Below are 19,313 nucleotides of genomic sequence, written 5' to 3' on the forward strand. Positions count from 1 at the left end.
ATTTTAAATCACCCTAACCTCTCGTCAGTCCTATCCTATGGTACTCTTGCTGCTTAAAAACTGTCCGAAGTATTGATCAATATGCACTTTGTTTTTATCCCGAAACGCCGTCAAGCCGTCCTGGTAGGCAAAATCGCGGAACGGCTGCAAGAAATTATTTTTGAGGTAGTGACTGAAAACAGATGGAAGATTATTGCTTTGGAGATTATGCCAGGTCGCGTACATTTATTGGTTAACGTTAAGCCGACTGATTCTGCTAGCTTTGTCATGCAGAGAGTCAAAGGCAGGGCTTCGAGTTACTTGAGGAAAGAGTTTCCTGAATTGTTGAAATTGCCTACTTTGTGGACTCCCACTTATTTTGTCGGTAGTGTTGGCAACGTTTCAACCGAAACTGTGAGAAAATATATCGAAGAACAGAGAAATAAATAATTTGCAACACTCGCAGCCTAAAGGCTACAACTGCGTTTCATCCCCGGCTTATTGACCGGGGTTCTCACGCGATACCCTATAGATGATGCAGCAGTCATATTTTACAAGGTCGCGAGTGTCAGTTAAGCCCGCCCCAGTCACGCGCACAATCGCGATCGATCTTTTGGCGCGCGATCGGCTTTAAGAATAAATAACCACACTTACCAAAATATTTTTGATTCTATTAATTCTACGTTCTATAGCCGTTGTCAAGCGTGGTGAGGTATGCCCTATGCCCAGCGGCACCTCATCTTTATGAGAAATGCTACACATCCCGCTCCAGTGTGCGTTTCGTTCTGAAAAAACCAAGAAATGGGGGGAATTCAGGCTCTAACAAGGTAATCCAATATGGATTGAGTTCGCACTTTAATCCCTTGTTAGATGACAACTTGTTCGTCTTGTGGGTGAGAACACTGTTCAAGTCCCATCCCGCTGGTGTTGCGGTGAAAGCATCACCCCTACGGTAGCGACTAGCTATCAATCCGTAAAGCGGGGTGAAAAGGCGGCAACTGGAAAACTTATTCTAGAATCCCGCCGAGCAGGAGTTTATGGGTAGCGAAAGCAAAGGTACATCCGAACCATCGTGAGAGAAAACCAGCGAAACAGGTTGATACGCGCTTGAGTCCCAAAAGGGCAAGGATTGGTAATAAAGGGACTTCACCCTCAATTTACCACAGGGTTGGCAATTACTGGCTTGACCAACCAAGCACTCTGTAATAAACCCGGTGGAAAGTACCACCCTAAAAACTCTAAACAAAGACGAACAGGAACGAAATAACCTACCGTTTGCTCTCTGAAAAAGTCGATTTTCAGAGTAGGTGCTAACCGTATGCAACGGCAAGGAGAGATTGGGTCAAAAGCGAAAGCTCCGCTGTAACGAGGGAGATATGCAGACAGACCCACGGTGTCTGGGAAGATAGAGTCTCCAGTAGCAATGTAAAAGTCATGAGCACGGTAAAACCGATGTATGAATGGAACAAGACTCCCTGGCGAAAGCTGGAAAAAGTCGTGTTCAAGTTGCAGAAAAGAATCTATCAAGCCGCCAATCGTGGTGATATGAAGGCACTTCGTAGACTCCAAAAGTTATTGATGAAATCCTGGGCTGCAAAATGCTTAGCGGTTCGTAGGGTTACTCAGGATAACAAAGGAAAAAAGACGGCAGGTGTGGATGGTGTCAAATCACTAACCCCAAAGCAACGCCTTGACCTAATAGGTAATATAAACCTGAGTACAAAGGTCAGCCCGACCAGGCGAGTATGGATTCCCAAGCCTGGTACAGAAGAGAAGCGACCTTTAGGAATCCCGACAATGAAAGACCGGGCATTGCAGGCGCTTGTTAAACTGGCACGCTTAACCAGAATGGGAAGCGCGTTTTGAACCGAACCAATACGGGTTCAGACCTGGACGCTCGTGCCAAGATGCTATCGGGGCAATATTTAATGCGATTAGGTATAAGCACAAATATGTGCTAGATGCCGACATCGCCAAATGCTTCGACAAAATCGACCATGAAGCGCTGCTTAAAAAATTAAATACATTCCCGCTTTTGTGCCGCCAAATCAGGGCATGGCTCCGAGCAGGGGTGATGGACGGACAGCAGTTGTTTCCAACACTTGAGGGTACGCCACAGGGTGGAGTCATTTCTCCACTACTGGCTAATATAGCTCTCCACGGGATGGAACATCGAATTAAGGAATTTGCCAAAACCTTGGACATCAAAAAGCCAAAAGGAAAAGGGCAAATAAGCTGGCAACAGAAATGTAAAAGCATATCCTTAATAAGATACGCCGATGACTTCGTAATTCTCCACGAAGACTTAACTGTTGTTCAAAAGTGTAAAGAGATTATCTCTGAATGGTTAAAAGGCATGGGTTTGGAGCTAAAAATTAGTAAAACAAGGATAGCTCACACAATGAGCAGCCATGAATGGCAGTCTCCAGGATTTGATTTCCTGGGGTTTAAAGTCAGGCAATATCCCTCTGGCAAATACACTAGCGGGAAAAATCCCCAAGGTGAACTACTGGGTTTCAGCACAATCATCACCCCAAGCTCAGCAAAAGTTAAAATACACCTCAAAGAAATCGCAAGAATAATAGACATCCACACAGTTAAGTCTCAATCACATTTAATTAAGAGGTTGAATCCTCTAATCATAGGGTGGGCTCACTATTACCGAACGGTTCCAAGTAGTAAAGTCTTCTATAAATTAGACTCCTTGGTGTATCAAAAACTCAGAGCTTGGGCAAATCATCGCCATCCGAAAAAATCGAAAACATGGGTGTCAAATAAATACTGGCAAACCATAGGCAATGATCACTGGGTATTCGCAACCAGGGAAGAAGGGATTAACCCTCTCCGGTTACGTAAACATGGTCAAATAAAAATCATAGACCATGCCAAAGTTAAAGGCGAATCGTCACCATACGACGGAAACCTGGTGTATTGGAGTACAAGAATGGGAAAACACCCTGAAAGTCCCAAAAGAGTGGCCACACTTCTTAAGATTCAAAAGGGTAAATGTTCTCACTGCGGATTACATTTTCGAGACGAAGATGTCATGGAAGTTGACCACAGAATTCCTAAATCAAAAGGTGGAAAGGATTCTTATGACAACTGGGACTTACTTCACAGACATTGCCACGATACAAAGACTGCAACAGATGGCAGTCTGGGTACAAAATCTAGCTGTAAAAGTGCTAAACCTAAGCCACCCTCACACACAGAATGGTTCTGGAAAGAGGATATGTTGGTAACGCGGTATGAGTGACAATCACCGAGTCATTGAGGAGCCGTGTGAAGAGAAATTTTCACGCACGGTTTTGGAGAGCGGCGGCTCTTGTGAGAGGGTCGCCGACTTTAATTACATCAGAGTGCCTTCAGCCTTCTACATAAATCCCTTCTAGAAGTTATGTTGAAAACCAAGCGCAAATCCAAAAAATCCAAACACAAGCACAGCGAAAAAACAACAGCACTCAGCAAAAAAGAAGTAGCCGCACAAAAACGCAAAACTTCAAAAAAGCGCAATGAATTAGTACAGGCGATCGTCATTTGCTGCCTGGTCAGCGCTGCTGTCAGCATCCCCCTGTTATTCGTAGCGCGCCCTAAGATTGCGATTGCAGGAGGCGTTGCTGTAGCCATTTTGCAGTTTTCCTACAAATACCCCCGTCAAGCTTTGTGGAGTTTTCTAATTTACCTCCCTTTTAGCGGTACAATTACTTACGCAATTGGCGGCGGGAATGCTGCATTTCAAGTAGCCAAAGATGCTTTCTACATACCCGCTCTCATCGGCCTCATTCAAAGCTGCAAAAAGAAACAGTTACCCCTGTTTATTCCGAAAGAAATGCTTTCAACCTTCAGCATCCTGTTGATGATGGCAATGCTGACTTTAATTTTTGTCAACGGGGAAATGCAGCTCAACCCGATGAAGGGCGACAAACCCATTCTGCAAGCAATTCTCGGCTTAAAAGTATTGATAGGTTACATACCGCTGATTGCTTGTACCTATTATCTGATCCGCACTAAAAAGGATTTGGTATTTTTTGGTAGAATGCACGTAGTTTTGGCGATCGCCTGCTGTCTTCTCGGTTTGATTCAATACCTGTTGCTGCAAAGTGGCAAGTGCGCCGGCACCAGAGGAATGACCGGAGAAGAATTATATAAAGCCACGCTGCAAGCTAGATGTTTTGTCGGAGGTTCTCTGGTATTCAGTCCCGAAGTCAAGTTTATCCGCTTACCGGGAACTTTTGTAGCCCCTTGGCAGTGGGCTTGGTTTTTAATTTCTAATGCTTTTTTAACCTTTGCTTCAGCCTTTTGCGATCCTTCATTCTGGTGGCGAGTTATCGGTTTATTTGGCATGGCATTAGTATTTGCTAATGCAGTTATTTCTGGTCAAAGAGCAGCTTTAGTTATGGTTCCAGTTACCACCGCTATCCTGCTCGTTCTCACGGGTCAATTTGTTAATTTCAAACGATTTATTCCCATCGGTGCAGGATTGGCAATTCTGCTGTTTTTCGGTGCAGCAACTAATCCGGGAGTTGTCGAACAGCGGTGGGAGAGTTTTGTTGACCGCTGGAATGCTGCACCGCCGCAGCAATTTCTGTTTAATCAGTTCGAGCAGAGCCACAATTTTATCATTGACAAACCTCTCGGTAGAGGTTTGGGACGAGCTACTAATTCAACGCGGATCTTTGGTTTCACGCAGCTAATTGAGACTTTCCAACCTAAATTGATGTACGAACTAGGTTATCCGGGAATGATTGCTTTTCAAATCATGCTTTTACACTTAGCTTTTCTAACTTTTCGAGCTTACCGTGCTGTGAAAGACAAAAATTTGCGGAGTTACGGAGCTAGTTTTTGGGTTTTTGTGGGATTTATTACGATCAATCCTCAATACTATCCGCTGGATGTAGATCCAGTGTCAGTGTATTACTGGGTTTTGGCGGGGGCGATTTTAAAGTTGCCCAAAATTGACAAACAAGTGCAGGATGAAAAACACTTGGAACTTGAGGGACATGAGTTGGAAGTTCACGACCAATTAAAGGAGAAAAAGATTATTGCATCGGCTCCAATTTGAGCAACGTTATATCGGAAACGCTCTAATATCATCTCCAGTCGAACAATTACAATCATTAAGCCAGGTTCCTAGTGCGGGCTTGAAGCAGCAGCATAAAAGCGGAATTCAGTCCGCACTACGAGCCGTTTTTATTGTGTATGCTATTCCAGATCCCAGTTAGAAAGGCAAATTAAAACCCATTTTTTTGATTCAGATACTAATTTTTAAAGCGTTTGTCGATCGATATGTCGCGACAGCATCAAACTCTGTTTAATTCTACCAATAATTAGCTCAAACATTTTTTTTCGAGATGGATTCTTGCTACTCGGTGGCATCCCCAACTCGCAACACATCAAATTCAAGTCAGTTGCACTCATCGCCGACAATTTTTGCCTCACCTCTAATTCATGACCCTTCTTAGCTTGCAAACGCAGTTCTTCATAAACTTCTAAAACATTTCCTGCCGATAAATTAGCAGGCTTATTCACATCAGCAGCCGTAGATAATTGCGAATTTTTAGACCCAGCAGAAAGCACGCCCCGCTTAACTTGAGCCTCAATCCTGGTTAATTTTTTGGAAACCTCCCGCAAGATTTCCTTAAGTTCGCCAATTTCATCAATTAACCCCTCGCTTTCTTGCTCATTAGCACCAAATATTTCTTTTTTAATCATTTCAGATAAGCCTCACACTCGCGCCACAGTTGCTCAAACTCTCTAACTAATTCTCGCGGCAGTTCTCCCTCATTAATCGCCCGTTTCAACCCGACGCTTTCCCGAATCGTCGATTCCAAAAATCTCACTTCTATGTTATTGTCTTTTGATATGTCAGCGCAAAGTCTTTTAACTTCTCTCATATAAAACTGAACTTCATTTGTCAGCAATCCTCCATAGGTTTTAGCTTTATTCATAAACACTGCTATCTTGGGAAACGGATAAGGTTCAATCCGTTTCTGGAGCGAGTTTAAAACTAAACTCAATCCCCTAGAACCAAAATAATCTGGATTGACGGGAATTAATATTAAGTCGCAGCAAGAGAGTACGCTATAGGTGAGGAGACTGAAAGAAGGCGAACAGTCAAAAAGCATCAAGTCGTATTTGGGGAGATTGGGAGAGTTGGCGATTTTGCCGCTGAATTGGCGGATGAAGTCTTTAACACTTTTTCCCTCAAATCCATCCAAATCCAACCAATACAGTTCTTCAACTGAAGGGATAAAATGTAATTGTTCGTCAATCTGATAAATCGTGTCGAAACCAACTGGAAATTTAAAGTTTTGTCCGGCTTTTTTAAAGACTTCGAGGGCGTCGTAAATCGTGAGTCTGTGCTTGAGAGATTGTTCGTACCACTTACCAAATTTATCATCTAAATGACCTGTATTTTCGTTAAGCCCGATCGCCTCTGTGAGCGACATTTGCGGATCTAAGTCTAACATCAAGACTTCTAAGTCGGTTCCTTGGGATATAATATTGCCCAGACTCCAAGTGACGGTGGTCTTTCCGACACCGCCCTTGAAGTTGATTACTGCTATTGATTTAGGACTCATGGCTGGCTTTGTTTGGATTTTGCTCAAATATAAATTAAAACATAACGATCGCCCAATTAGCGTTTGCTAAGTATGATTACTCGAATAATGGCGATCACCTTGAGTAGGCGATCGCCAGATTAACAGCGAGTCTCTTTTTAGAAAAGAACGTCAGGAAACTTGAAAACGTGACTAGCAATATTCCGCACCTTTGCTAATGGAACAGGTAATCCAGTTACACTGTAGCCTCGATTTGGTACTACTTTCTGCGAGAGTTCTGGCTGTTGCTGCGAAACTAACAACCTGAATTTACCCGGTTCGACGACCAATATCTCCTGTTGAGGAATGAAAAATATCCAGAGATCGGCTTGCGAAGTCCATCCCCAACAGGGACGGTTGCGATCGTCAAAAGCTTCAAAAAACAAGTTTCCAGTTTGCTTGGCTTTTAAATCGGTCTTATACTCAGCAGTTGCAGTTGAACCGTTTGGGCGAATTAGTACGCGGTCAATACCTGCTTTCTGATACTGTGGTAAATCTGAGACATCCTCAATGCGATAGCCATGAATCTGCAACCACTGGTCTACGATCGCCTCTCCTGTCTTTCCTACTTTCTTTTGAGTTTGGAAGTCGTATTCTTGTTTTTGGGAAAGTAGGGGTAGTGGCTGGGAGAATTCGGCTTCGTTGTGCTGATTATTCTTGTACATGATTAATTCCGTCAGCTAAGTTTTGAGTAGTGAATCACTACATCCCTAGCTTCGCAGTCACACTTTTAAAGTTCAGCCTAAGTAAGGGATGACTTTGGTATGAGTTGGATATAATTTTTAATAGCATCAGCTAAAATGGTCACAAATAGGGTAGTGAGACTATGGCAAACAGACCGCGGGCAAAGAGATCGCTCATAGCATCTGTAGCAGGCATCGAACAAGCCAGAATAGCTTTGACACACAAGGCTTGGACTTATGAGAATTTGGAACAGGAATTAACCATAAGTCGTCAGCCTGTGGTAAATTTTTTTACTGGCAAGACCGTTGACCGCAAAATTTTTGTTAATATTTGTCAAAAGTTAGACTTAGATTGGCAAACAATAAAAATAGTCGATTCTCCTATCAGTCCACCTGAATCGAAGCTAGAACAGAAAGAATCAAGGAACACACAACCTGCAAATGCTGAACCTGAGCAAATTGAGGAAGTGCTGGACAACTTTTGTGACGAGGTTGTGGTCGAGAGGGTGCGATCGCACTCTCCGATCTCTGCTGAGGATTTCGATGAACTGGGAATAAACAAGGCTAATGAAAAAGATTTTGAGGGAGCTATTGAAAATTTCAATCGAGCAATTAAGCTCAATCCTAATTATTCAGATGCCTACAATAACCGGGCTAAGGTTCGCTATGAACTAGGAGACTTTCCGGGAGCACTTGAAGATTACACAGAGGCGATATTGCTCAATCCTGAGTGTTCAGATTTTCACAAAAACGGGGGTATTATTTCTTGTGAATTACGTGATTACCGAGGATCACAGGCAGATCACAGCCGAGCAATTCAACTAGATCGTAACAATCATCAAGCCTACAATAGCCGAGGTTTTGCTCGTTTACAAATGGGGGATGTGCCAGGGGCACTTAAAGATTTTACCCGAGCAATTGAACTAAATCATGATTATGCCCTTGCTTGGAATAATCGAGGTCATGTCTACTTGGAATCCGGAAATCTGGAAAGAGCGCTTGAAGATTATACCCGGGCAGCTCAGCTAAATCTTAATAATCCTAAAATATTCTACAACCTGGGGGTTATTCACTATAGCTTGGGGCACAAAGAGAAAGCGCTTGAGGATTATAACCAGGCAATTGAGCTTAAACGAGACTTTGCTGAAGCTTATTACAACCGAGGCATTGTCCACTATGAACTGGGCGATTCCCACAGAGGAGATGAGGATTTGCACACTGCTAAAAATTTATATCGGGTGCAGGGAAAACAAGAAAATTACCAAAAGGTACTTAATCTAATAGAACAACTTCAGCAAGAAGATTGAGAGCGATCGCATTTAGTAAAGGGATAAAAAGAGCGCTCGCTAAATTGCTTAAAGCTTCAAATATACTACTATTCACTGTAATGATTCTTACAAGCTGCGATCGCAATTTCTTCATCCGTAACTTGGTAAACCAAACGATGTTCGTTATCAATGCGCCTCGACCAAAAACCACTTAACTCGTATTTCAGAGGTTCAGGTTTGCCCAATCCTTCAAAGGGCGATCGATCTATATCTTTAATCAATTCTACAATTTTGCGATAAATCTTTTTGTCTAATTTTGCCCATTCATTAAAATCTGCAAAAGCAGAAGATTCAAAAATAATTCTTCTACTCATTACAAATCCTGTAAATCGACTTCAACTAAATTTTGTCTGTCTTTAACATTTTCAATAGCTTTCAACAGTTTGTTTTTATTGATTTCCGATTTCAAAAGATATTCGGTTTCATCGCATTCTGAGACAATTATTTCAATCTCTTTATCTCCAAAAATCGCTTTGATTTGTTCTAAAAATTTACGATCTAGTTCGCTGGCTTTTAAACGATAAACTGTTGACATCGTTTTTACCTATTTTTGATTGCGTTAAAATGATTAATATTGTCTTTAAATACAGTAGTTTGAAGTTGACACTAAGGGCTGGCAAAATTGCCAGCCCTCAAGTTGTTTTAGCGTTTGACCAACTTCTTAGAAACCTTCCGCAAGCGAATTGATTTCGGTGTTACTTCCACCAATTCATCCTGGCCGATGTACTCCAAAGCGCGCTCCAAACTCATATCGACTGGCGCTTGCAATTGTGCCAATTCTTCACCGCCAGATGCACGGTGGTTTGTCAACTGCTTCGACTTGCAAATATTCAGCTCCATGTCTTCATCTCGGTTGTTTTCTCCGATAATCATCCCTCTGTAAACCTTAGTTCCGGGGGTAATGAAAAATACGCCGCGGTCTTCAGCATTTTTCAGTGAATAAGTAGTTGCAACTCCTTCTTCAAAGGAAATCAATACTCCGTTGCGACGGGCGATAATTTCTCCACCGAGGGGGCGATAGTCGAGGAAGCTGTGGTTCATAATTCCAGCGCCGCGAGTCAAGCGCATAAACTCGCCTCGGAATCCAATCAAACCGCGAGCGGGGACTGAAAATTCGATTTGGGTGCGGCCGGTGCTGCTGACGTGCATATCTTGCATTTCTGCTTTCCGCTGACCTAGGCGTTCGATGCAGCCGCCGACTGCTTCTTCGGGTACGTCTAACACCAAACATTCAAAGGGTTCGCAGGGACGACCGCCGACTTCGCGGAAGATTACTTGGGGCTGGGATACTTGGAATTCGTATCCTTCGCGACGCATATTTTCGATTAGGATTCCGAGGTGGAGTTCGCCACGGCCGGATACGAGGAATTTGTCGGGAGATTCGGTTTCTTCGACGCGCAGGGCGACGTTGGTTTGGAGTTCTCGCATTAGCCGATCGCGAATTTGACGCGATGTGACCAAACTACCTTCTTGACCGCAGAACGGCGAATCGTTCACCGAGAAAGTCATCTGCAAAGTCGGTTCATCTACCTTGATTAAAGGTAGCGCTTGCGGGTCGTTGGGACAGGTAATTGTCTCGCCAATATACGCATCAGCAAAACCAGCAACGGCGACAAGATTACCAGCAGAAGATTCTGGGATATCAATCCGCTTCAGGCCTTCAAAGCCCATCAATTTGGTAATTTTTGATTTGACAAGCGCGCCGCTTTCTGTGATTAAGACTGCTTGTTGACCAATTCTAATCGTGCCGTTGTGGATGCGACCGATGACAATGCGACCGACGTATTCTGAGTAATCTAAGGTGGTTACTTGCAGTTGTAGTGGCTTGTTGGGGTCGCCTACGGGGGGTGGTACGTGGTCGAGGATTTCTTCAAACAGGGGCTTCATATCTACCCCTTCGTCTTCGAGGTGTTTTTTGGCGTAACCGCTTAAGCCGGAACCGAAGAGATAGGGAAATTCGCACTGATCGTCGTCAGCACCTAGTTCGAGGAACAGATCCAAAACTTTATCGACTGCTTTGTGGGGATCTGCTCGATCGCGATCGATCTTGTTGACAAATACGATCGGGCGCAGTCCTTTTTCTAGGGCTTTTTTGAGTACGAACCGGGTTTGCGGCATCGGGCCTTCGTTGGCATCTACGATCAGCAAACAGCCGTCAACCATGCCGAGAACTCGTTCGACTTCGCCGCCGAAGTCCGCGTGTCCGGGGGTATCGACGATGTTGATCAGGGTTTCTCCGTACCTGACGGAGGTGTTTTTGGAAAGGATGGTAATGCCGCGTTCGCGCTCGATGTCGTTGGAGTCCATGACGCAATCTGGGATTTCTTCCCCTTCGCGGAAGATCCCGGACTGTCTGAGGAGAGCGTCTACAAGGGTGGTTTTGCCGTGATCGACGTGAGCAATGATGGCGACGTTGCGAATGGGAAGACTCATAATGCGTCCGAGACGTTAAACGGATTTAACTAAAGATTTCTTAATAATTGTAGCGCATTGAGTCAAGGGGCGATCGGGCGCTGCCGAATTGACATTTTGCCTGACCTACAGACGCCAGCATTATTAGGGATCTTTTTTATAATAAACACCAGTAGGGGCGATCGCCCCTGAAGACGCAACCAAAGAGCTGGCAAGCCGATCGATCGAGCATTTACCGACTTGCCTCGAAATAAAATCCCAGCCGTACAGTGTCCGAGAAGTGTTGCGAGCACAGGCTTAATCCAGCGTCTGCACGCCACCGCCGTTGACGAACAGCACCTGTCCGCTGACCCACTGAGATACAGGGGCTGCAAAGTAGAGAACGGCTCCGGCGATGTCTTCAGGCTCGCCCAAGCGTTCAAGCGGAGTATGGGCAAGCATTCGCTTTTCGACCTCTGGAGTCAGAACCGAAGCCAAGGCGGCCGTTCTGACAGCTCCAGGGCCCACGGCATTGACGCGAATTACCGGGCCGTAGTCGAAGGCCAGGTTTGCCGTCATGTGATTGATGGCGGCTTTGGAAGCAGCGTAGGCGCTGATGGCGGGGCTTTTGTTGATGGAACTCATCGACGACATATTGACGATCGAACCGTAGCCCGCTTTTTTCATGTGCGGCGCGCAGAGTTGCGACAGTCGCCACGCGCTGAAAACATTGAGTTGAAAGGGGCGCTCGAACTGCTGCTGCGAAATCTCGAACGGACTTTCTTTGCCGGCACCGCCGCCGCCAGCGTTATTGACCAGAACATGAATGCTTCCACACTCGGCGATGGTGCGTTCCACCAGACCAATTAAATCTTCGTCACGGAGCACGTTGCACTCCACAGCCAAAGCTTTGCCGCCACCGGCACCAATCTCATCGGCAACCTTTTGGGCGTCCGCTACTTTCAAATCGGCAATAACCACGGTGGCACCGAAATCAGCCAGCATCCGGCAACAGGCTGCACCGATCCAGAATGCCGTCTGTGTAGTTTTGCCACAGCGATTCTTCCCATGTCATGTCTTTAGTGGCATTCAGCGGGCGGAATGCGATCGAGTCAATTCGTGGATCGAGACGGTAAGGCAGCGGATCTGGCGCGCCCAGTCCGCGTGAAACGTTGACGGCGGGCATGAACTCGTTCATGTGCGCGACGCTCCAGCGCAGGGCGGGAAACTGGAAAAACGAGCCGTCGGCGAATTTCAACTGCTTATTTTTGGGCGCTGGGAAACCTTGCATCCAGCCCATTGCGATCGGATCGCTTTCCCGCGCGGAGAGAAATTTGCTTTCGGTTTGAGCCGAACTCGCGAAAGAAAAGACACTCATGCCTAAAAAAACAAATAAACAAACAAATGCAGAAACAGTAAATCCGTAATAAAAAAGCTTATCTTTACTTCGCATCGAAAGAAACCATAAAAAATAATGAGTCAAAGCGAGGCGCATCTTGCTTTCCTCGAAAGAAACGCTGCGCCGGCAACTAAGCCGCGCGCTGCAGCCAAACTTTCTATCATAACTCATATTCCGCAATTTTAACATACTTAAAATCTACATTATTTACCCTACATTGTCACATACCCTAATTGCTAATCAATGTAAATTTTAAACTATAAATTATAGCTATTAAGCAAATTTTTATTCGGTTAATAGACAGCACAAAATTGTATTTATGACCTTATTAGTCAATAGAGACAAGTACAGAAAAAATGTGATTTTTGCCTCGTTACTCTGCTCTGGCTGATAATAGAGAGCGGGAAATTATGCCTCTTTTACCCTAAAATTCGGGAAAAAAACTTGCATTACACAAGTCACGTCATCGATATCTAAACCGCAGATTCAAGCCAGATGCAACATAGATAGATGCAGATAATTTCAGATAATTTGTGATTTTTTTAAGAGGTAGAGAGAAAAGTGAATTTGGTAATGTTTGGTTTTTTATTGTGAGTTAGGGCGATCGGCAAAACTTGAGATTATGGAAGTGCAACCCAGAGATATTAAGCGTTATATTAGACAAAATGGCACAGTTCCGTTTGCCGAATGGTTTGGCTCCCTGCGAGATGTTAACGCTAAAATCTGGATTGACAAGAGGCTGGAGCGGTTTAGCAGTGGCAATTTGGGAGACAGTCGTTCAGTTGGGGAAGGAGTTTGCCAACTTAAAATCGACTATGGCGCAGGCTACCGAATCTACTTTTGACAAGTGGGATCTGCGATCGTGCTTTTGCTGTGCGGTGGGGATAAAAGCATTCAAGACGAAGACATTAGCAAAGCTAAGGAATATTGGAGAGATTATGAAAGAAGCCAAAATGCCGGCTAGTGATAGCTATCATTCTTTTAAAATTTCCAATCTCAAAAATCTAAATTATGCTGCTGCTTACCTTTCTCTAATATTTGGAGAAGAGGAAGAAGGTGATTTAGAGATGGGAATAATGCGAAGAGCACTGCGAGATGTATTTGAGGCTTTGGGCGAACCAAATATGTCTGCGGAGGATGCTAATTTGCATCGGGAAAAGTTGGATACTTTGTTGTCGCTAGGAGGAGGCGCGACAATTTATGCTTTAGCCCATTGGCTGAAGGCTTTGGGATTGAAGTTAACAGTTGCGGTTGATGCAGGGGAGAAAGGGGAAGAGGAAGATTCTGTTGGTGGTGCTGAGTTGGCGGAATTTGGTAATATTTGAACGGGCGCTAAATTCCCAAACGTGATTTTTAAAGTTTTTTTTGATTTCAGGGGAACACTATGTCAGAAACCGAACTAGATTTAGGATCTATAGCCGCGAGAGTATTGCAGCTTGAAGAAGAGCAAGTTATTCTGAAAAAATATTTAGCCAAACTTAAGAGGCAGTTAGAGGCACAGGAACAGCGATTTAACAATCGCCCCGAACCGCAAATGCTAGAAAGTTTGACTGCTGAAATTGCGTCCCTGCAACAGCCGTGTGGTTTGGGAAATAGCGATATGTCTGTCATTGCCGATCGACCGATCGAACTTGACACCGACACAGAAAAGCCAAAGTCAGACTTTCAGTATCAGTTGGTATGCGATCGTCCCAACAGTCGCGCTGTGTTGGTGGAGGCTCTATCAGTAGCACAAGAGCGGCTGATTATTGTTTGCCCTTGGCTCAATTGTAACAGCATTAATGATGAATTGCTGCAAAAATTTAGGGATTGCTTGAGCCGAGGATGTTTGATAAATATTGGCTGGGGTTATCTGGGAGACAGGCAAAAAATAGGCAAAGGATGGCGCTACAATGCTTTAGCAGATTTGCAAGAATTAGAAAGCGAATTTCCCGATCTATTTTGTCTTTATTTATTTGGTACTCACGAAAACTTTTTAGTTTGTGATTCGAGTTTTGCCATGTTGGGGAGCCATAACTTTCTGACTAACAGCGACGAAAGTGTAGAAAAAGAAGTGGGACTTCGCACTAATGATTTCCAAATTGTCAAGCAATTAATTGAGCGATTTGACAGCAGCGAAGTATTAGATGAGGAGGAGATAGAGAGGCGGTTTGTAGCGAGTTCCTATTACTTGGATCGAGGGGATTATTTGGAAGGATTGGCCGCGGATGCTGAAGACATTGCTTTAGAGGATAGCTGTGAAGATGTGGAGGATGAGTCTGAGGAATGTCTGGAACCTGTGGTTAGTGTTGAGGATTTTTGGCTGCGTTACACTCAGGGAGAAAGGGATTTTACGGGTATTAATTTAGCTGGTGCTAATCTAACTGGTAAAAACCTAGCTCCTGATATCAACCTGAGCAAAGCTAATTTAAAACAAGCTAATTTAAGGGGTGTTAATTGGCAGAGACTCAACCTCAGCGGGGCAATTTTAAACGGAGCAGATATGAGGAATGGACTTTTCTGTAGCACAAATTTTAGCGAATCTAAATTATGCGGTGTCAATCTTTCTAAGGCAAATTTATCCAGTGCCAATCTGGAGCGGGCAAACTTAGTTGATGCCAACATTGAGCAGGCGGATTTATCCAGTGCCAACTTCGATCGGGCAAATTTAATCAATGCCAATCTTTCTCAGACTAATTTATATGCAGCCAATCTTTATCAGGCTAATTTATCAAGAGCTAACCTTGTTCAGGCTAATTTACAATCGGCTAAACTAGAAAAAACCAAATTGAGTAAGGCGAGTTTAAGAGGAGCAAAACTAGAAAATGCAAATTTTAGTGAAGCCGATTTGAACGGTGCCAACCTCAGCGGTGCTAAACTCAGTCAACAAACAAAATTCACAACTGCAAACCTCAGTCAAGCTAACTTAAGCGGGCTATACTTAAGAAAAATAGACTTAAACAATGCTGATTTTACAAATGCAAATCTGAGTAATTCTAACCTTTTAGAAGCCAACCTCGATCGAGCAAATCTCAAGGGTATTCAGCTTGAAGGAGCGATTTATAATGAAGCAACTTTATTTCCTACTGATTTCGATCCTGTGAAAGCGGGCGCTTACTCAATTGCTCCTTATGTATCGCTGCCAAATGTCGATCTAACTGGTAGGGATTTGATCGGTGTTAACTTAAAAGGAGCAGATTTACAAGGCGCTAATTTGAGTTCAGCGCAATTGAATAGTTCCGATTTTAGAGATGCGAATTTGAGTGGGGCAAAGCTTCAGGGAGCAAGGCTAGACAACTGTAATTTTAGTCGAGCTAATTTGAAGCAGGTAAACTTGAATGATGCAAGATTAGTTAGTGCCGATCTAACGACAGCCGACTTAACTGAAGCTGATTTGCGACAAGCTGAATTAAACAGTGCAAAGCTGGGTGGTGCTGACCTAATGTCAGCAGACCTCCGCGCGGCAAGGTTAAGTTTTGCAGACTTATCTGGCGCTAACTTAACAAATGCAAAAATAGGAGGAGCAGAATTTCAAAATGCTACGCTCACTGGTGCAATTATGCCAGACGGATCTACTCACGAATAAAATTAGTTAAGGGGTTTGCTAAACAAACTCTATTCAAAAAGTCTCAATATACTCTGTTTCCAGAGCTAGCGGCGGACAAGGGTTGGACTCTGACAGAGATTACCACTCGATCGGGCGATCGCTACAGCACGCTGAAAAATTATGCCCGATCGCCCGCTAAGGCAATGGCTGACAAATTCGTGCTCTGCTAAAATTGGCGCGGACGTTTGATGTGCCGATCGCACAATTGTGAAATTTTGCCCAAAAGTAGCAAATGACACTTAAAATAAACCAGTACCAACCAGTTAGACCAAAACCGGCGGCATCGGAGCCCAACTAAAACATATTTGAGAGTTGGCGGAGGAGAAATGGCGAAGTCTGGAAGAGATGATATGTACTCAGCGGCAATTGTAGCTGTGCGATCGCCCGTATCGGTCTACAATTTGTAACGTTGAGCCTTATTGAAGTGCAGGAGTGGAGCTGGCTTGGATAACGCTAGTCTGTCAAGAAAACCCCCGCAAGCCTCGGAGCTTGTCGCCGACGAAATTCCAGAAGCAGTGCGAGACCACCCATACCCAGAAGCAGGATCGAGCCAGTCCAAGAAAAAAGGGCTGATTTGGAAACTGCTAGGGTTGGCGGCATTAGCCTGTGGGGTCAGCATTTGGCTGCACCTCAACTTTAACTTTTTCCCAGCCACCAGTCAGGCAGAGCAAAGTCAAAAAAACCCAGCAGCCGCGAGTTCGCCTTCGGGATCTGTCGCGAGTCCAACTACTAGCTCAAAACCCGCAACCCCAGACAACCTGCTGGGACACTTGCCTTACCCAGAAGCACCAGCCGCAGACTTGGTAAATGTCACCTCCGACGGTGGCATCAAACTCCGCAAAGCCGCAGCAGCCAAATATCAGGAAATGGCCAACTCCGCCGCAGCATCAGGGATCTATTTCGCCCCCATATCCGGCTTTCGCTCCGTAGAAGACCAACAACACGTATTTTTTGACGTGAAAGCCGAACGCAGGCAAAACGCCACCAAGCGAGCCGAAGTCAGCGCCCCTCCTGGATATAGCGAACATCACACCGGTTACGCGATCGACATTGGCGACGGCTCCGCCCCCGAAACTAACCTCAGTCAAAGCTTTGACAATACCCAAGCATTCAAATGGCTAGAAGCCAACGCTCCCGCCTTCAGCTTTGAAATGTCTTTCCCCAAAAACAACCGCCAAGGCGTCAGTTATGAACCTTGGCACTGGCGGTTTGTGGGCGACAGGCCAAGCCTCGAAACTTTTTACAAAGCTCATTCGTTGAAAAAGTAGAAGTCAGTTGTCAGTTGACAGTTGACAGTTGACAGTTGTCAGTTGTCAGTTGACAGTTGACAGTTGTCGGGAAAATCAAGGAAGATTTTCGTAATTCCCCGCTCTCCCGCTCTCCCGCTCTCCCACTCTCCCGCTCTCCCACTCTCCCACTCTCCCCCTCTCCCCCTCTCCCGCTCTCCCACTCTCCCCCTCTCCCCTTCACCCCCTCTCTCCGTTGGACCCAACTCGTGATTGCAATCTATCCAGGCAGTTTTGACCCCATTACCTTCGGTCACGCAGACATTATCGAGCGGGGCTGCAAATTGTTCGATCGGGTAATTGTTACCGTAGTCAAAAACCCCAGCAAAACCCCTCTGTTCACCGTAGAGCAGCGGATCGAGCAGATCCGGTGCTGTACCCAACACTTGTCAAACGTAGAAGTAGACAGTTTTGAGGGTTTGACAGTAAACTATGCTAAGATTCGACAAGCCAAAGTGCTGCTGCGGGGGCTCCGGGTATTAACAGATTTTGAAATGGAACTCCAGATGGCCCACACCAATAAAACCCTTCTGGGCGAAATTGAAACAGTTTTTTTGGCAACTTCTAACGAGTACAGCTTTTTAAGTAGTAGTGTAGTTAAAGAAATCGCCAAGTTTGGTGGCTCCGTAGATCATCTTGTTCCGAAACACGTCGCCCTAGATATTTACAAATGTTACGCCAGCAGGAACCAAATCGCATCGAACCCGATATTACCGCCGGCAGCGCTGAGAATGAATCACCTCAGAACACAGCCGCTTTCGGAGAACCCACCCGAACCCCAGGAGTAGACATCCAGCGGGAATTGAACCGGCTTGAGGAAATTGTTCTCGACAGTCCGCGCATTCCTCTGACCAGACGCACTCTGGTGGATGAAGAGCAGTTGCTCGATCAGTTAGACTTGGTGAGGCTAAATTTGCCGCTCGCCTTTGGGGAAGCCGAGATAATCATTCGGCACAAGGACGAACTGCTCGAAGAAGCCCAAATCTACGCTCAGGAAGTGATAGAAGCAGCAGAACAGCGAGCCGCAGAACTTTTAAACGATATGGGCCTGATCCAGCAGGCGAAGATCGAAGCAGATCAGTTGCGACAGCAAGTTTTGCTCGACTGCGAGGCAATTCAGCAGGCGACGCTGGCGGAAGTCGAACAAATTCGCTACCAGGCTCAAGAGGAACTGGAAGAAATGAGAGTTAGGGCGATGGCTGAATGCGAGGAAATTCAAAACGGCGCCGACGATTATGCTGACCAAGTGCTAGATAATATCGAGCACAAGCTCAGCGATATGCTGCGCGTGATCCGCAACGGGCGCGATCAGTTGGATAATGTTTCTGCGTCGCACATCCATCACAACAACGGTTAGCTAACTGCTTTTGACGAAACGGCGACTTAGGGGTAATTTTCTGAATTTGTAGGCGATCGTCCCAGTGGTAGAACAACGCTATTGCCCTTTCCGGCAGACTTGGCGCAAAATTGGGCGATCGAGTTCTAGAGAAACGGCACCGTCGAGTGTCCGACTCCCCACTTTGTGAATGTGAAAAATTTAATCATTGGTATCAGATTGAGGATTGTAGCAAGATTTTTTTGAATTGGTATAAGTTTTGTGAAAATAGGAGCAAAAATAATATTTTCTGCTGGGGTGAAAGTCCGTGAGGCATACAATTGCTGATTTGACCCTAATTTTTGGCATCTACTTTTTACCATGCAGAAAGCTGCTAATCGGTTCGCTGAATTTGATTTGATCCGAGCTTTAGCGATCGTCGGTGTTGTGATTATTCATGCTGGATTCTCGGCATTTCGCGATGACCGAATACTGTTTATCGCGATCGACACATTGCAACTGTTCTGCGTACCTGCATTTTTACTGCTGAGCGGTTTTTTCCTCACCAGCAAAACCGACAATCAAAATAATCCCGCACAGATATTCAAAAAAAGACTGTCAAAAATTATACCTCCCTATCTGTTTTGGTCAGTAGCTTTGTACATCTTAAATAGGGTTTGCTGAATAATCGATCGCAAACCAATCACAGGAGCGATCGATATATTCAAGCTTGGTTAATATAAGTTC

General features: G+C 44.9%; 21 protein-coding genes and 1 pseudogene. 12 read left to right on the top strand and 10 right to left on the bottom strand.

All coding sequences use genetic code 11. The features are described 5' to 3' along the window. The first annotated feature begins 81 nt into the window (after positions 1-81). From tnpA to hpsL, 4 genes are all read left to right on the top strand, one after another. Complete coding sequence (gene tnpA, locus QUA01_RS26175; RefSeq protein ID WP_333093421.1) at positions 82-429, top strand: IS200/IS605 family transposase; 348 nt, start codon at positions 82-84, stop codon at positions 427-429. Positions 430-1,413: 984 nt separating this feature from the next. Further along, a complete protein-coding gene (locus tag QUA01_RS27545; RefSeq protein ID WP_442921590.1) occupies positions 1,414-1,845 on the top strand; it encodes a reverse transcriptase N-terminal domain-containing protein in 432 nt (143 codons plus the stop codon). A gap of 46 nt (positions 1,846-1,891) precedes the next feature. Continuing rightward, on the top strand, positions 1,892-3,235 hold the full coding sequence (locus tag QUA01_RS26180) for a group II intron reverse transcriptase (protein WP_442921592.1): 1,344 nt from the start codon (positions 1,892-1,894) through the stop codon (positions 3,233-3,235). A 141-nt stretch (positions 3,236-3,376) separates the two neighbouring features. After that, positions 3,377-5,041, top strand: a complete 1,665-nt coding sequence (gene hpsL / locus QUA01_RS26185) for a hormogonium polysaccharide biosynthesis protein HpsL (protein WP_333093422.1) — start codon at positions 3,377-3,379, stop codon at positions 5,039-5,041. A 203-nt stretch (positions 5,042-5,244) separates the two neighbouring features. Here hpsL and QUA01_RS26190 read toward each other — a convergent pair whose 3' ends face one another. The 3 genes from QUA01_RS26190 to QUA01_RS26200 all read right to left on the bottom strand — a co-directional run bounded on the left by QUA01_RS26190 (position 5,245) and on the right by QUA01_RS26200 (position 7,243). Next, entirely contained in the window at positions 5,245-5,691 is a 447-nt protein-coding gene (locus tag QUA01_RS26190; RefSeq protein ID WP_333093424.1) for a hypothetical protein, read from the bottom strand. Further along, a complete protein-coding gene (locus QUA01_RS26195; RefSeq protein WP_333093425.1) occupies positions 5,688-6,560 on the bottom strand; it encodes a ParA family protein in 873 nt (290 codons plus the stop codon). Before QUA01_RS26195 ends, QUA01_RS26190 begins: the two co-directional genes overlap by 4 nt. A 137-nt stretch (positions 6,561-6,697) precedes the next feature. After that, positions 6,698-7,243, bottom strand: a complete 546-nt coding sequence (locus QUA01_RS26200; RefSeq protein ID WP_333093426.1) for a hypothetical protein — start codon at positions 7,241-7,243, stop codon at positions 6,698-6,700. Positions 7,244-7,404: 161 nt separating this feature from the next. Here QUA01_RS26200 and QUA01_RS26205 point away from each other — a divergent pair, with 161 nt between their 5' ends. Continuing rightward, the gene (locus QUA01_RS26205) at positions 7,405-8,568 is read left to right on the top strand and encodes a tetratricopeptide repeat protein (protein ID WP_333093427.1); all 1,164 of its coding nucleotides are present in this window, start codon (positions 7,405-7,407) and stop codon (positions 8,566-8,568) included. A gap of 68 nt (positions 8,569-8,636) precedes the next feature. Here the strand turns inward: QUA01_RS26205 and QUA01_RS26210 are convergent, their stop codons facing one another. The 6 genes from QUA01_RS26210 to QUA01_RS26235 form a co-directional block, all read right to left on the bottom strand. Continuing rightward, a complete protein-coding gene (locus tag QUA01_RS26210) occupies positions 8,637-8,903 on the bottom strand; it encodes a Txe/YoeB family addiction module toxin (protein WP_333093428.1) in 267 nt (88 codons plus the stop codon). After that, positions 8,903-9,124, bottom strand: a complete 222-nt coding sequence (locus QUA01_RS26215; RefSeq protein ID WP_333093429.1) for a hypothetical protein — start codon at positions 9,122-9,124, stop codon at positions 8,903-8,905. The genes QUA01_RS26210 and QUA01_RS26215 overlap by 1 nt, the downstream gene beginning before the upstream one ends. A gap of 107 nt (positions 9,125-9,231) precedes the next feature. Continuing rightward, positions 9,232-11,022 carry a translational GTPase TypA gene (gene typA, locus QUA01_RS26220; RefSeq protein WP_333093430.1) on the bottom strand — a complete coding sequence of 597 codons (1,791 nt, stop codon included), beginning with the start codon at positions 11,020-11,022 and terminating at the stop codon, positions 9,232-9,234. Positions 11,023-11,084: 62 nt separating this feature from the next. Then, the gene (locus QUA01_RS26225) at positions 11,085-11,294 is read right to left on the bottom strand and encodes a hypothetical protein (protein WP_333093431.1); all 210 of its coding nucleotides are present in this window, start codon (positions 11,292-11,294) and stop codon (positions 11,085-11,087) included. A gap of 4 nt (positions 11,295-11,298) precedes the next feature. After that, positions 11,299-11,985, bottom strand: coding sequence for an SDR family oxidoreductase (locus QUA01_RS26230; RefSeq protein WP_333093432.1), 687 nt, complete (start codon positions 11,983-11,985; stop codon positions 11,299-11,301). Further along, entirely contained in the window at positions 11,975-12,550 is a 576-nt protein-coding gene (locus QUA01_RS26235; RefSeq protein ID WP_333133270.1) for a hypothetical protein, read from the bottom strand. Before QUA01_RS26235 ends, QUA01_RS26230 begins: the two co-directional genes overlap by 11 nt. A 451-nt stretch (positions 12,551-13,001) precedes the next feature. Between QUA01_RS26235 and QUA01_RS26240 the strand changes: the two are divergent. The 3 genes and pseudogenes from QUA01_RS26240 to QUA01_RS26250 all read left to right on the top strand — a co-directional run bounded on the left by QUA01_RS26240 (position 13,002) and on the right by QUA01_RS26250 (position 15,944). Beyond that, positions 13,002-13,343 (top strand): annotated as a pseudogene (locus QUA01_RS26240) (type II toxin-antitoxin system RelE/ParE family toxin). Continuing rightward, positions 13,318-13,704, top strand: a complete 387-nt coding sequence (locus QUA01_RS26245) for a helix-turn-helix domain-containing transcriptional regulator (RefSeq protein WP_333093434.1) — start codon at positions 13,318-13,320, stop codon at positions 13,702-13,704. Before QUA01_RS26240 ends, QUA01_RS26245 begins: the two are co-directional and overlap by 26 nt. Before the next feature lie 59 nt (positions 13,705-13,763). Further along, positions 13,764-15,944 (top strand): pentapeptide repeat-containing protein, encoded by a 2,181-nt coding sequence (locus QUA01_RS26250; protein WP_333093435.1) that lies wholly within the window; start codon positions 13,764-13,766, stop codon positions 15,942-15,944. A gap of 65 nt (positions 15,945-16,009) precedes the next feature. Here QUA01_RS26250 and QUA01_RS27550 read toward each other — a convergent pair whose 3' ends face one another. After that, complete coding sequence (locus tag QUA01_RS27550) at positions 16,010-16,204, bottom strand: hypothetical protein (RefSeq protein WP_442921591.1); 195 nt, start codon at positions 16,202-16,204, stop codon at positions 16,010-16,012. 204 nt (positions 16,205-16,408) lie between these two features. Here QUA01_RS27550 and QUA01_RS26260 point away from each other — a divergent pair, with 204 nt between their 5' ends. The 4 genes from QUA01_RS26260 to QUA01_RS26275 all read left to right on the top strand — a co-directional run bounded on the left by QUA01_RS26260 (position 16,409) and on the right by QUA01_RS26275 (position 19,250). After that, the gene (locus QUA01_RS26260) at positions 16,409-17,233 is read left to right on the top strand and encodes a M15 family metallopeptidase (protein ID WP_333093436.1); all 825 of its coding nucleotides are present in this window, start codon (positions 16,409-16,411) and stop codon (positions 17,231-17,233) included. Positions 17,234-17,460: 227 nt separating this feature from the next. Continuing rightward, positions 17,461-18,039 carry a pantetheine-phosphate adenylyltransferase gene (gene coaD / locus QUA01_RS26265; protein ID WP_194012120.1) on the top strand — a complete coding sequence of 193 codons (579 nt, stop codon included), beginning with the start codon at positions 17,461-17,463 and terminating at the stop codon, positions 18,037-18,039. After that, a complete protein-coding gene (locus tag QUA01_RS26270; RefSeq protein ID WP_333093437.1) occupies positions 17,922-18,608 on the top strand; it encodes a DivIVA domain-containing protein in 687 nt (228 codons plus the stop codon). Before coaD ends, QUA01_RS26270 begins: the two co-directional genes overlap by 118 nt. 339 nt (positions 18,609-18,947) lie before the next feature. Next, complete coding sequence (locus tag QUA01_RS26275) at positions 18,948-19,250, top strand: acyltransferase (RefSeq protein ID WP_333093438.1); 303 nt, start codon at positions 18,948-18,950, stop codon at positions 19,248-19,250. Positions 19,251-19,313: the final 63 nt, after the last annotated feature.

Source organism: Microcoleus sp. S36a_B3 (genome assembly GCF_036700745.1).
GTDB lineage: Bacteria > Cyanobacteriota > Cyanobacteriia > Cyanobacteriales > Microcoleaceae > Microcoleus.